Origin of the sequence: Paenibacillus riograndensis SBR5 (assembly GCF_000981585.1) — a bacterium.
GTDB lineage: Bacteria > Bacillota > Bacilli > Paenibacillales > Paenibacillaceae > Paenibacillus_AQ > Paenibacillus_AQ riograndensis.
On the sequence record NZ_LN831776.1, the window covers coordinates 3,220,849 to 3,233,699 of the forward strand.

Here is a 12,851-nt window from a genome sequence, read left to right on the forward strand (position 1 = left end):
CCAAAACCTCACTTTGCGGGGTTGTTTTTAGGCTGCGAAAGGAAGGGTGACGATAAAAACAGTTCCCTGGAGAGGCCCGCTCTCACAGGCAACCGTCCCGCCATGCAGGTTCACGATTCGCTGTACAATGGTCAGGCCGAGACCGTTGCCCACCGTCGCGTGGGAGGTGTCCGCCTGATAGAATTTGTCGAAGATTCGGGGGAGGGTCTCCGGATCGATCACGCTTCCGGTGTTGCTGAACACCATTTCCAGTGAGTTTGCGGTACGCTTCATTTCAATGGTAACCGTTCCCTGTTCAGGTGTGAATTTGACCGCATTTTCCAGCAGATTAAGCCAGACCTGATTGAGCATCTCTTTGTTGCCGGACAGGGAATAATCATGAAGACCCAAATTGAGGGAGAGATGTTTTTTCTCCAGCTTGGTTGTCAGCAGCAGCACACATTGGCGGATCTGCTCTCCAACGTTAACCTCTTGCTTGTCCGTCAGAATGGTCTGGGTCTCGATCTTCGACAGTTCCAGCACATTTGAGGCCAGCGAGGCGAGCCGGGCGGATTCCTCGATGACGATATCGAGGTATTCGTCCCGTTCTTCTTCGGAGAGATCATCGTATTTTAGGATTTCGGCAAAACCTTTGATCGAGACAATGGGTGTCTTGAATTCATGGGAGAAATTGTTCACGAAGTCGGTGCGCAAAATCTCGATGCTGCCGAGCTCTTCGGCCATCCGGTTAAAATTCTCGGACAGAATCCGGTATTCGGGAGGACTTTTCAAATAGAGGCGCGTGGAAAAATCGCCGGCAGCCAGCCGCTGGGTTGCTTCGATGAACTCGCGGATGGTTTTGACCATACTTCGGCTGGCTAAACCGGATATCGTGGTCCCGATGATGATGCAGGATATCAAAATAATGATAGGCAGTGCGGTTCCGACCTGGGCGATTTCTTCATTGAACAGTCCGAAATAATGTGCCAGAGAGACCAGTATAACGGTAATCACGATGGTAATGAGGAAAATGATAGAGACCATCAGTGAAAATAAGAACGGCAAAGTGATCTTTTCTTTGATCCGTGGAATCAGTCTGCGCATTGCTGCCGCACCGCCTTATAGCCGAGGCCGCGGACGGACACCAGCTCGAATTCAGGATACCCTTCGAACCGCTTCCGCAAGCGGTTGATATGCACATTGACCGTCGTGTCCGAGCTTTCACTTTCCATCCCCCAGATTTCGTCCATCAGCTGGATGCGGGTGAAGATACGGTCCGGATAGGACAGCAGCTTGTACAGCAGGTAAAATTCTTTTTGCGGAAGGGTCTGCTTCTCTTCGCCGCGCGTAACCGTCAAGGCATCGTAATCCAAGACCACATTGCCTACAACCAGCTTACGGGCACTGGCAATCTGGGAACGGCGGAGCAGGGCACCAATCCGCAGCAGCATTTCCTCGGTATCGACCGGCTTGGTCATATAATCGTCGATCCCCAGGCGGAAGCCCTTCTTTTTATCCTCCGGGAGATGTTTGGCTGTAGCCATCAGAACGGGAATCAGGCTGCCGGCATCCCGGAGCTCCTTGGCGAACTCATATCCGTCCATGTTCGGCATCATAATATCAAGAACGATGAGGTCGATATGCTGCTGGTCGAGCACGTCCATGGCCCGCGCTCCGTCTTCAGCAGTAGACACCAGGTATCCTTCGCGTTTCAGCACGGCTTCAAGCAGTCTTCTGGCATGCCGGTCATCTTCCACAACTAGAATATGGATCATCGGGTTCACTCCAATGGTTTGGTCATTTGACATACATAGGCAACCTTATCATAACCACCATGAAGAGGATTAGGCAAGAAGGTGCACATGTGTAATTACACCACACCCTGCTTCGCCTTCATACACTTAAGATGATATATCCGCCCATACGCTTTGCCATATTGGACGATCCGGTTAATCATTCGGCGGTCCTTCAGCTTGGTGAACGGACAGGGATCAGGGGCTGTATTTACTTCCAGAATCCATGGCTTCAGGTTCCGGTCCAGGGCAAGGTCCACACCGATTTCCTGAAGACCGGGATAAGCCGTGCTTAGCTGCCTGGCGGATTTCACGCCAATGTCATGCATAGCTGCGATCAATGCCGTCCGCTTCTCCGGGCTGGTGTAGGGTGTTAATAATACCTCAACCGGATAAATCGTTCCCCCTTGGCTGCCGTTGGTAACCACCTTGAGCGGATGCGCCACGCGTCCTGCCACCCCGGTAGCTTCCCACTGGCCCTTGAGATTGCGCTGCACCATCACCCGGATATCAAAGGGGCGGCCCTTGTGAAGCAGGAGCCGGATTCCTTTTTGTACGAGATAGGGCTTCCCCCGGGTTTCCTTATGAATGGCCTGGTATGCCGCGTCATAGTCAGAAAAGTTGTGTATTTGCATACCCGCCTGATAGCGGTAAGTCCCTTTGTCCCCCGGGGCATGATTCCCGCTGTTTTTGCTTCTCAGGCTGCTGCCGGCAGTTTTTTCAACCCGGATCACGCCCTGCCCCAAAGAACCGCAGCATGGTTTAACGTACACCATCTGGTATTTTTGCAGCATCTCCTGAAGCACACGCTGGTTCATTCTTTTCGTTGCCGGGATACGACTTTTTAACTCCTGGCTCCTGGCCAGCACCCTTGTCTTCGTCAGCTTGTTGGATATCCGCCGGATCTGCTCCTTCATTGTATCCCTCCGTCTCCATTAGTCTATGTAGGCTATATTACGGGAACCGGTCTGCTTTTGACTGGGCGCCACGCAATAAAAGAACACACCCTAGGCGTTCTACATATGATTATTGCAGGTGATTAATGAGGCTGCAGATGCGGCGGAGCAGGAGGCGGCTATGATGCTGCTGGACAAATTGCAGGATAAGGTGCTCGAAGTGAGCGAGTGTTTTCCCTGGTACAAAGGGCTGATTGGTGGTGAGACAACGGATTATAAGCTGCAGAACCTTCCTCTTATGACAGCGGAAATTCTTGAAACCCATTATTATACAGTTTCTGCCGATCCTTCTCTGGCTGTATACAGGACATCGGGCACAAGCTCAGGCCGCAGAAAGGCAATATTCTACTCAGAGGAAGACGAGAAGCACTATGTTGACATCAAAACGAAGCTGTTTGGGGAGCTGATTGCAGGAAGCGGATGTACCAGAGCGATGGCGGACATGGGTACCGGACATGCAGCGGCCACGGCCCTAACGATTTTTGAACGGCTGGGGCTGGAAAAGAGTGCGATTCCCTTTGAGCTGCCGGTTGAACAGCATATTGAACGGATTCAGGCTTTTAAGCCGGATCTGCTGTACACGATGCCCTCCATCCTTGACCATATCGTATATGCCAGCGACAATCCGCGTGCCTTGGGTATCCGCAAAATCATTCTGGTCGGGGAAATCGCCACGCCCGAATGGCAGCGGAATATGGCCCGTCTGTTCGGTCTTGATCCGCGCGACATCACCGATACGTATGGTTCCATTGAAATCGGCACCATCGCCTATTACTCCCATGATCTGGGCAGGTATATTTTTGCTGACGGCATTTATGCGGAAGGGATCGGGACACAGGAGTTAGGCGGGGAATTGAGGCCGCTGGGAACAGATGAAAGCATCCTGGTCCTTACCTCCAGCGTCCGCAAGATGCTGCCTGCCGTCCGGTTCGTTACTTATGACGTGATCAGGGACTTCAGGCCCGTGATGGTTGGGGGAGTAATGAAGCAGAGCTTTGGTTCTATCGTCAAACGGGTGGGCCGGGAGCTGAAGCACGGGGAAAAAATCAGCCTGTACGATATCGAGCAGGTGGTATACCGCCATCTTGAGGACGCAATCGTCCGGGTTCAAGTAAGGAATAATGCGCTGACCGTATCTGTCAAAAGCAAATCTGCAGATCACACTATCCTTCCGGTCATCCGGGACGAGATCAGAGATTGCATTCCGGAAATCGGCATGATGATCAGGGGCCATCTGCTGAAGGAGATTGAGGTTATTCTGGCAGCCGGAGACGAACCGCTGGAGAGCGGGCAGGTGAAGAACAAAAAGTTATATTACCAGCAGCAGAAGGACAGGGCAGGGATCAACCTCAGCGGCGGCATTTTGGCGGCCATCGGAAATACGCCCTTAATCAGGCTGGGCAACCTGTTCCGGAACAGCAGGTTTGAGGTCTATGCCAAAATGGAGCTGCTGAACCCCGGAGGAAGCGCGAAGGACCGCCCTGCCCTGCGGATGATCCAGGAGGCTTGGAAGGCCGGAGAAATCGGGCCGGGCACTTCCATCATTGAATCAAGCTCGGGAAATATGGCGATCAGCCTGGCCATGATCTGCAAATATCTGGGGATGCGGTTTATTAGTGTTGTAGACCCTCGGACAACCGGGACGAATCTTCAAATCCTTAAGGCACTGGATGCCAAAATAGATGTTGTGGCCGAGCCCGACCCGGACACAGGCGAGTTTTTGCCTGCCCGGCTGAAACGTGTGCAGCAGCTCCTGGCAGAGCTGCCGGGCAGCTGCTGGCTGAACCAGTATGGTAATCCGAATAATTATTTGTCCCACTACCACACGACAATGAAAGAAATCGTGACTGCGCTTGACCGGATCGATTATTTGTTTTGCAGCGTCAGTACATGCGGCACGATCCGCGGCCTTGCGGAATATGCAAGGGATCATGGCCTGAAGACCAGGATTGTGGCCGTTGACGCGGAAGGCAGCGCCATTTTTGGCGGGAATAAGAGCCGGCGGCGGTTCCCGGGACTCGGTGCCGGAATCGTGCCGCCCTTTTGCAGAACAGAGCTGATTGACCGGGTCGTGCATGTCTCGGACTCCGAGATTGTTGCAGGCTGCCGGGCACTCGCACAGAACGAATCGGTCCTGGCCGGCGCATCCTCCGGGGGAATTATTGCCGCAGTGAAGCATATGGAGCAGGAAATAGCCCCGGGATCTGTCTGCGGGGTGATTGTGCATGACAAAGGAGAACGTTACCTCGATACCGTGTACTCCGATTCATGGGTGCAGAACCAGTTCGGCCATAGCGAAAGATAAGTTCATCACACTGGTAAAAGGAGGAGGAGCATGCTGTACTTAAACGACCGGGATCTCCGGGCCGTCGGGCTGGATTGGCCTGCCCTGGTGGACTCCGTAGAATCTGCGGTGCGCATTCTTGATTCCGGTGATTACGCACAGCCGGTTAAGCCCTACTTAAGATATAACAATCTTAATAACCGTATTATCGCAATGCCAGCTTACGTAGGGGGAGAGGTGAGCGCGGCGGGAATCAAGTGGATTTCCAGCTTCCCGGATAATCTTAAGGCCGGTCTTCCCCGGGCCCATAGCATCACCGTGCTGAATGACCCCCTTACAGGCCAGCCCTCAGCAATCCTGAATTCACCGGTCCCCAGCCTCGTCAGGACAGCTTCCATCAGCGGGCTGATGATCCGCCACTGGCTGCAGGCGCGCCCGCTGGAGCGGATTCAGCTCGGGATTATCGGCTGGGGACCGGTTGGACAGTATCATTTCCAAATGGCAGCGGCTCTGTACGGTGAACGGATTGAGAGCATCCGGATCTATGATATCCGGGGAGTGGATTTGGCGGAAATCCCGCCTCTTTATAGAGACAGGACGGAAGCGGCCGCCACGTGGGCAGAGGTCTATTTGCATTCCAATATCTTTATCACATGTACTGTATCCAACCACCGGTATATCGATCTTCCCCCAGCCCGGGGCAGTCTTCTGCTGAATGTTTCACTGCGGGATTACAAGCCGGAGGCGTTAGCGGCGGTGACAGCCGTCATCGTCGATGACTGGGATGAAGTCTGCCGGGAGAATACGGACATTGAGCGGCTCCATCTGGAACGGGGACTGACTCAGGGCGGCACGGGAAAGATTACCGATGTCGTCGTCCGGCATTGCCTGACCGATTTCGCTGAAGCCGAGCCGGTCTTTTTCTGCCCGATGGGCATGGCCGTTTTCGATATTGCTACAGCGGTATATTACGTGAAGAAGGCAAGGGAGAAAGGGATCGGCAACGAGCTGGAGTAGCTGATTGGGATTACTGCAACATTAGCTGTAGATCTTTTGCTCATCATCTTGTCCGCAAGTTCTGATCTCTATCAGCTTCAGGGCCGTAAAAGCTCTGATCCCATGCCTGTCTCCCCTGGCGATTGTAAAGATTCCGCCGGTCTGTGCCGCAGCGGGCAGCCCGTTCAGCACGATCTCTCCTTGACCGGACACGATGACCCAGCTCTTGCTGGAATGCTGACACTGCAATTCAGGCAGGTCATGGCCCGGCAGCAGGGATAAGGCAAGGGTCAGAATAAGCTCCGGCCCGCTGAAGGTCCGGTCGAGGACGGTATAGCTTCCCCATCCGGTTTCCCCATACCTCGGTTCCTCAGCAGCCTGTTGCAGGATTTCTTTGATGGCATTTGCTTCCCCTTTGCCGGCAATGAGAATGCCCTCGGGACTTCCTGCAGCGACAATGCCGGATACCCCGATCACATGCAGCGGAATCCCCAGGTCGTTAACAATATGAGTATCCCGGGAGCTGCCCCAAATCCCGCCTTCCCCAATTACCGGATCGGCCAGGCGCGCGGTCAGTGCATCCCAGCTGCCCAAATCGCGCCATTCTCCTTCATGCCTCAGCACGACAGCTTTCCGGCTGCGCTCCGCCACTTCCTGGTCGAAGCTGCGGACCGGGAATCCGGGGTACAGCTCTGTAAATGCAGCGGGTTCAGCGGGCAGACCCATGCGCTCCAAATGCGACAGCATGAAGCTTAGGCGAAAAGCAAAAATGCCGCAGTTCCATAATGCCTGCTGTTGTATAAGCTCCAAGGCCCTGGCGCTGTCCGGCTTTTCCTGAAACGACAGGACGGGGGCATAGGCTCCCGGTCCAGCGTTCCCCGGAATGATATAGCCGTACTGGTCCGAAGGGTGGGTGGGCCTTGTCCCAAGCAGGACAAGTTCGGCCTGTGAATCGGCCAGAATGTCTGTGAACCGGTGAAAACAATCGAAGAAGGCATCATCCGTGTACATATCGGCTGGAGCGACACATAACGTGTCTTCCGGTTTGGCTTTTCCTGCGGAATACAAATAGAGCGCCCCGAGTGCGGCTGCTGTGAATGTGCCCCGCTTGTGGGGCTCACCAATCACCGGATACCGGTTCCGGGTGTGCCGCCGCGTCAGGGCCAGCTGATCCTCATGTGCGACGAACAATGCCGATGCACCAAGACCGGCATGATCCAATTGGCGGCATACCCGCCCGATCATGGACTCCTTGCCTCCATCCGGTGCCGGAAGCAGCTCCAGAAACATTTTGGAACGGATGCGGCCCGACAGCGGCCACAGCCGCTGGCCGGAACCGCCGCATAAAAGAATGGTATGCACAGCTGTCTGCCTCCTTAGTGCCTGGCTGGAGTGGAGTATCCCTTGCGCTGATGGAAGGAAAGTGAACGGAACGTGCGGGCAAGCCGCAAAGTCTGCGCTTTCCCCAGAGACGCAAATGAGCTTTTCAGCGATTTATTATTGGCAGTCTTCATGATTACAGAGGTGCTGTCTCCGCTGTACACATAATTGGCGTAGGTTTCGTACTCAGAGAAGCCGAACTGCTTCCTCTTGTCGATACTGCGTATAATGGCGGCGTGCCAGGACATGCCGTGGCGGTCTTCGATTTTTCGTTTTAATCCGGCGAGCTTTGCCTTCTCAAAGAGCATATAATGGGTGACAAATGATCTGGGAGCGGGCGGCCGGGTACCCATCAGCTTCCGGTAGGTGCGGAAATATTCCGGCTGGCTCCAGCTGCGGCAATAGAAAATGCTGCTGTTCCCGGAACGGAAACGGTGGGGACGGATCAGCACAGTATCGGCATCAATAACCAGAAAAAAGCTCTCCCGGCAGACATGATCCCCGTTCATCTTCAGCAGCTGCTGGTACAGCCAGCCCGACCGGTTCCAGCGGGCGGAGGAATAACGGATGTCCTTTTTGGTAAACGGCAGCACTCGGGTTTCGTCGACAAAGATACAGCTTTTCCGTGTGCACAGAGATCTGATTTTGCGGCTGTTCGGTGAGACAATGTAAATATTGCTGATCGGATGGCGGACATAGCGGCGAAGGCTGTCTATCACATGAGGGAGGGTTGCCAGATCTTTTTCAATGGCCGGGATCAGGACATCGATTGCCGGTCCGCTGTTCGTTAAGCCTGATATTGCTGACATAGCTTCATCTCCGGACACATATTGACACTTAGGGCGTCTGCAACCAATGTATGCCGCTGCAACCGTTCAGGACCGGGCAAGGGCCGCCGCAAAATTAATCTTCCCGCACGGGATAGATGCTTACTTCAGCAAGGACTGCTTCCGCATAGGATACAGTGACGTTGTAAATCAGGGAGGGAGCAATACCCTTACCGGATGGGAGAGTGCAAGCGTGAAGGCAAACACAGCTAACCTAGTGCAGAGCAAATGGGTGAAGACAAAGCTGCTGCTGCGCAGCAATGCGGTCAGACCTTTTATCCCGGATACCCGGAAATTCTCCAGACGCAATCTGGAGGAGATGATTCGCAGCTATGGAATGATCTATGTTAAGCCGGAACGGGGAACCTATGGCAATGGGGTTATACGGGCCGAGCGGAGTGAGAACAAGGGCTACACGTACCAATATGAGGAAACGGTCCGCCATTTTGATACCTTTGAAGCCTTTCACAAAAGCCTGGCCCAAAAAACAGGCAAAAGAAGTTATTTGATTCAAAAAGGCATCCACCTGCTGAAGCATAACCGCCGCCGCTTTGATATCCGGGTGATGGTGCAGCTAAGCCCGAAGGGAGTCTGGGAAGCTACCGGAATTATCGGACGGCTGGGCCATCCGCGCAAAATTGTTACGAATTACCACAGCGGCGGCCGGCCGATGGCGATTGAAACCCTGCTCTCGACCCATTTGACCCGCCAACAGCTTGCACATCTGACCGGGGAATTGAATCTGCTTGGCACCCGCATGGCGGCCCATATGCAGAAAACCTATCCCCGCATCCGCAAAATCGGCGTAGATGTCGGCCTGGACCGGTCACTGACCCCATGGGTGATTGAAGTAAATATGAATCCTGACCCTTATATCTTCAATCAGCTGAAGGATAAATCCATGTACAGGAAGGTTATGAAATACCGGCGTTATTGGATGGAAAAATAAAGCTGCCGCCCTGAATCGGGCTGCCGTTTGAAGTGGTTCTGCATGCAAATAACCCCACTTGGTGTGGGGTTATTTGCATGTTTATGGGAGTGCAGGTCCTGAACGGCGGACGCTCAGGCCTTTACAGGCAAATGGATGCAGGCAGAATAGATATCTTCGGTTCGGGTGACCGCCAGGGACCCCTTGTGCTGCCTGATAATTTTCTCGCAGGTTTTCATGCCGATTCCTGTGCTGTCTATCGTTTCCGGATTAGGGCCAATGTGATTTTGAATATCCAACCGCAGCTTTTGATTGGCAATACAGCATTTAATGATTACTGGTTTTGAGGTGCCGGCATATTTTGTAATGTTGGAGAACAGATTATCGAACACTCTGCGCATAGCTGTCAAATTGATGTCGATCTGAAAGGGGGTGCCGCATGGAAGATACTCAAACTGAATCCGGTGATTCTGCAGTCCCAGAAGCTGCTCATCGATCAGCTGATCGATCAGTGGCATCCCGTCGAAGGTGTCCAGCGCCAAATCACCCTCATCGGTATTGAACACTGTAAAATACTCAAACAATTGGTCTGACAGCGTTTTGATTTGATAGGCTTTTTCACGGCTGTTGTGAATATACTTGTTCAGGTTGTCTTCGGTGCCATATTTCTGGTACGCAATGATATCCAGATAACCTACAAGCGCAGTGAGCGGTGTTCTCAGATCATGCGACATCGCCGTGACCAGTTCACTGTTGGCCAACCTCGCCCGTTCCTCGCTGTTCAGTCTTTCCATAAACGACTTTCTCATTTCATTGATGCTTTGGGCCAGTGAAGACAGCTCATCATCGCCGCTGACCGTAATGGGGTAATCCAGATAGCCCCCCTCCAGTATTTTGATTTCATTTTCCAGTACTCCGATATAAGAGGTTTTCCGGTTGATAAAGAACAGCATGATGCAGATAAAGCAGATAAAGGAGAGGGTGAGGGTTACAAAGCCAATGATGTTAATATACTTGTATTCAAAAAAGCATTCCATATATAGCTGGACGTTGGTGTCGGCAAAGGCGACAGGCACAAGCGGAATCCCTTTGAGAATCGGGTTAATCATGTGATTCCCGCTGCCGGCAGCAGCCTCTTCACGATCCGAACTGTATACCAGGTGATCATCTTTGAAAAGATAGACCGTTACATATTTCATTTTGCCAGCCCATTTGGTTAGCTGTTCATGATCGCTCAGGGCCAGCCTGTTATCGGACACATATTTCTTGAATTCGGCAATGGCTTGATTTTGTTGATTCTCGATGAAGGAGCTTTGATCGAAATAGTCCTCCGCAATGTCTTCCGCAGTGAATTGCAGCAATAGGAAGATGCCTACAGAAACGGCGAATGAGAACAACAGGGAGAGAATTAATTTGATTCTCAGCTTGCCGGATACAAACCTCTTAATCAATGCGGTACCCCTTTCCCCAGACCGTTTTGATATACTCCGGATTCTGCGGATCGGCCTCCAATTTGCTTCTCAGGTTGCGGATATGGACCATGACCGTGTTGTTGCAGCTATAGAAATAAGGCTCGTTCCACACGCTCTCATATAAATTTTGTGCAGAGAATATTTTCATCCTGTTTTGTGCCAGCAGCAGCAGAATTTGATATTCGGTTTCCGTCAGCGTAATCTCCTGCTGAGCCATAGTCACCTCATTGGAGGCGGTGTTGATGCTCAGATCATGAATGTGGATTGTATCTGAAGAAGGCGCACTGTCCTTCCCTTTGTACACATAATATCTTCTCAGCAGCGCCTTCACCCTGGAGACCAGCTCTGTATAAGAAAACGGTTTGGACAGGTAGTCATCGCTTCCCGCCGAGAAGGCCATGTATTTATCGGAGTCCTGCGTTTTTGCCGTTAAAAACAAGATTGGAGCGCTTGATTTCTCGCGGATTTCTACGCATGCCTTAAATCCGGATTTTCCAGGCATCATAATATCCAGAATGAATAAATCTATCGTTTCATCGGCCTTATGGACAGCATCGTCTCCGTCTACAGCTTCGATGATATGGAACCCTTCGCTTTTCAAAAGAACACGGACAATCTCCCGGATTTCATCGTTGTCATCGGCGATCAGAATATTTGTTGTATAGTTCATTGATCTTCCTCCGTTCGCTCTCAGTATATAATTCAATATTGATTTAATCTAGCGGATGGAGAGGACTTAAGAATTCTTAAGATTCTCTTCAGGTCAAGCTTAAGATCCTCCTCGTATACTGCTAACTACACTACGCAAGAAAGGATCACATACCTATGGCCCCATCCAGAAAGATTTTAATCACCAGAATATCATTGTTAATACTGGCAGGTACGGCAGTTATTCTGATGCTGAAATATCTGCCGGATATCCTTCAATTGACCGTGTCTTTTGATGAATTCCGAAAGTATATTCTCTCAACGGGCAAAGCGGGACCGGCGGTATTAATTCTGTTTCAGATCCTCCAAACCGTAATTGCTCCGATTCCGGGAGAGGTCGTGCAAATTGCCGGAGGCTACATATATGGAGTCACGCTGGGAACAATTTATGTAACGGCCGGGATGTTGACGGGCTCCGCTATTGCCTTTTATTTCACCAGGTTTATGGGAGGCTTCCTGATTGGGAGATTAATAGAAAAGAAGAAGCTGAAGTGGATGACAGATATGATGGGGAGAAAGAATTTTTCGGTATTTTTGTTTGTTTTCTTCCTGATTCCCGGACTGCCGAAGGATTTACTCGTGTATATTGCAGGGTTGACGCCGATGAAGCCGCTCAGGTTGTTCGGAATATTGCTTGCGGGAAGATTGCCCTGGCTGATCGCGTCTGTAGCAGTCGGAGCTAACCTTTATCAGAAAAATTATACCTCCACTATCATCCTTTCCGTGCTGGCCGTGGTGGCTTTTGTATTGGGATTGATTTATAAGGATAAGCTGATTCAGAGATTCGGGGCCGGCAAGAGAGCCGGCCGTTCATAATTTATTGCTGAAGGCGGAGGAGAAGTATGGTTAAAAAGTCTATACCCAATGTGCTTACGTTCCTGAACTTATCTTTTGGCGTTCTGGCCATTCTTGAGATTGTGGGCGGAAGCTACTTTATCAGCGGGGTGTTTCTAATCTGTGCGGCGGTAGTGGATAGATATGACGGCAGAATCGCCCGTTTCTTGAACGTATCCAGCACACTTGGCAAAGAACTGGATTCCCTGGCGGATCTGGTCTCCTTCGGGGTTGCGCCGGCGCTGCTAATATTCTGTAAATTCAATTTTCTGAACCTGGGCCATATTAAAGGAATCGGCATCTGTGTGTTATTGCTGTATGTCATCAGCGGTTCTTACCGGTTGGCCAAATATAACATCGGTCATTTCGATAATGTATTTATAGGTATGCCCATTACCGTCGCGGGTTTTATTCTCGCCGTGTATTCATTGGCTGCACCTATCAATAGTGCTTTTACAATGGGTTCCGTTGTGCTGCTGCTGTTTCTTGCCTGCTTCATGGTCTCCAAATACAAATTCAACAAAAGATAAAGCTCCAGAAGCATTTGGGGTACTTGTGGCAACTTTGTTAATCCCGGTCCGGGGAGGTTGATTCCGGCAACAGTAACGCCGTTAATTATCTTGCAAAACTGATGAATATAGCCGATAACTATAGAGGTAGAGAAAATGGTTGGAACAAGCGGTATATCAGTTGA

Annotated in this window: 12 protein-coding genes; 5 read left to right on the forward strand and 7 right to left on the reverse strand. The window is 51.5% G+C overall.

Going from position 1 to position 12,851, the window contains the following annotated elements; genetic code table 11:
- Positions 1-27: 27 nt before the first annotated feature.
- The 3 genes from PRIO_RS13130 to PRIO_RS13140 all read right to left on the reverse strand — a co-directional run bounded on the left by PRIO_RS13130 (position 28) and on the right by PRIO_RS13140 (position 2,689).
- On the reverse strand, positions 28-1,083 hold the full coding sequence (locus PRIO_RS13130; protein ID WP_020432536.1) for a HAMP domain-containing sensor histidine kinase: 1,056 nt from the start codon (positions 1,081-1,083) through the stop codon (positions 28-30).
- Positions 1,071-1,754, reverse strand: a complete 684-nt coding sequence (locus tag PRIO_RS13135; RefSeq protein ID WP_020432534.1) for a response regulator transcription factor — start codon at positions 1,752-1,754, stop codon at positions 1,071-1,073. Before PRIO_RS13135 ends, PRIO_RS13130 begins: the two co-directional genes overlap by 13 nt.
- 95 nt (positions 1,755-1,849) lie before the next feature.
- Positions 1,850-2,689, reverse strand: coding sequence for a YheC/YheD family protein (locus tag PRIO_RS13140; RefSeq protein WP_020432530.1), 840 nt, complete (start codon positions 2,687-2,689; stop codon positions 1,850-1,852).
- 118 nt (positions 2,690-2,807) lie between these two features.
- Between PRIO_RS13140 and sbnA the strand changes: the two genes are divergently transcribed.
- Together sbnA and PRIO_RS13155 are read left to right on the forward strand one after the other, a co-directional pair.
- Positions 2,808-5,033 carry a 2,3-diaminopropionate biosynthesis protein SbnA gene (sbnA, locus tag PRIO_RS37325; RefSeq protein WP_331709848.1) on the forward strand — a complete coding sequence of 742 codons (2,226 nt, stop codon included), beginning with the start codon at positions 2,808-2,810 and terminating at the stop codon, positions 5,031-5,033.
- A 30-nt stretch (positions 5,034-5,063) separates the two neighbouring features.
- Positions 5,064-6,029, forward strand: coding sequence for an ornithine cyclodeaminase (locus PRIO_RS13155; RefSeq protein ID WP_046502846.1), 966 nt, complete (start codon positions 5,064-5,066; stop codon positions 6,027-6,029).
- Between the two features lie 21 nt (positions 6,030-6,050).
- On the opposite strand, the gene PRIO_RS13160 is transcribed toward PRIO_RS13155, so the two are convergent.
- Positions 6,051-7,370, reverse strand: coding sequence for a sugar phosphate nucleotidyltransferase (locus tag PRIO_RS13160; protein WP_046502850.1), 1,320 nt, complete (start codon positions 7,368-7,370; stop codon positions 6,051-6,053).
- 14 nt (positions 7,371-7,384) lie between these two features.
- Positions 7,385-8,197: a DUF6492 family protein gene (locus PRIO_RS13165; RefSeq protein ID WP_046502856.1), complete on the reverse strand. Its 813-nt coding sequence runs from the start codon at positions 8,195-8,197 to the stop codon at positions 7,385-7,387.
- Positions 8,198-8,408: 211 nt separating this feature from the next.
- Between PRIO_RS13165 and PRIO_RS13170 the strand changes: the two genes are divergently transcribed.
- On the forward strand, positions 8,409-9,164 hold the full coding sequence (locus tag PRIO_RS13170; protein WP_046506849.1) for a YheC/YheD family protein: 756 nt from the start codon (positions 8,409-8,411) through the stop codon (positions 9,162-9,164).
- A 113-nt stretch (positions 9,165-9,277) separates the two neighbouring features.
- On the opposite strand, the gene PRIO_RS13175 is transcribed toward PRIO_RS13170, so the two are convergent.
- Positions 9,278-10,594: a sensor histidine kinase gene (locus PRIO_RS13175; RefSeq protein ID WP_020432514.1), complete on the reverse strand. Its 1,317-nt coding sequence runs from the start codon at positions 10,592-10,594 to the stop codon at positions 9,278-9,280.
- A complete protein-coding gene (locus PRIO_RS13180) occupies positions 10,587-11,285 on the reverse strand; it encodes a response regulator transcription factor (RefSeq protein WP_046502863.1) in 699 nt (232 codons plus the stop codon). Before PRIO_RS13180 ends, PRIO_RS13175 begins: the two co-directional genes overlap by 8 nt.
- Before the next feature lie 155 nt (positions 11,286-11,440).
- Between PRIO_RS13180 and PRIO_RS13185 the strand changes: the two genes are divergently transcribed.
- Positions 11,441-12,139 (forward strand): TVP38/TMEM64 family protein, encoded by a 699-nt coding sequence (locus PRIO_RS13185; protein WP_046502867.1) that lies wholly within the window; start codon positions 11,441-11,443, stop codon positions 12,137-12,139.
- Positions 12,140-12,165: 26 nt separating this feature from the next.
- Positions 12,166-12,687 carry a CDP-alcohol phosphatidyltransferase family protein gene (locus PRIO_RS13190; RefSeq protein ID WP_020432506.1) on the forward strand — a complete coding sequence of 174 codons (522 nt, stop codon included), beginning with the start codon at positions 12,166-12,168 and terminating at the stop codon, positions 12,685-12,687.
- Positions 12,688-12,851: the final 164 nt, after the last annotated feature.

Excerpts from the sequence above, each read along its gene's own strand:
- PRIO_RS13130 (WP_020432536.1), bottom strand. The coding sequence starts at position 1,083 with ATGCGCAGACTGATTCCACGGATCAAAGAAAAGATCACTTTGCCGTTC.
- PRIO_RS13185 (WP_046502867.1), top strand. The coding sequence starts at position 11,441 with ATGGCCCCATCCAGAAAGATTTTAATCACCAGAATATCATTGTTAATA.
- PRIO_RS13140 (WP_020432530.1), bottom strand. The coding sequence starts at position 2,689 with ATGAAGGAGCAGATCCGGCGGATATCCAACAAGCTGACGAAGACAAGG.
- PRIO_RS13165 (WP_046502856.1), bottom strand. The coding sequence starts at position 8,197 with ATGTCAGCAATATCAGGCTTAACGAACAGCGGACCGGCAATCGATGTC.
- PRIO_RS13180 (WP_046502863.1), bottom strand. The coding sequence starts at position 11,285 with ATGAACTATACAACAAATATTCTGATCGCCGATGACAACGATGAAATC.
- PRIO_RS13135 (WP_020432534.1), bottom strand. The coding sequence starts at position 1,754 with ATGATCCATATTCTAGTTGTGGAAGATGACCGGCATGCCAGAAGACTG.
- PRIO_RS13190 (WP_020432506.1), top strand. The coding sequence starts at position 12,166 with ATGGTTAAAAAGTCTATACCCAATGTGCTTACGTTCCTGAACTTATCT.
- PRIO_RS13155 (WP_046502846.1), top strand. The coding sequence starts at position 5,064 with ATGCTGTACTTAAACGACCGGGATCTCCGGGCCGTCGGGCTGGATTGG.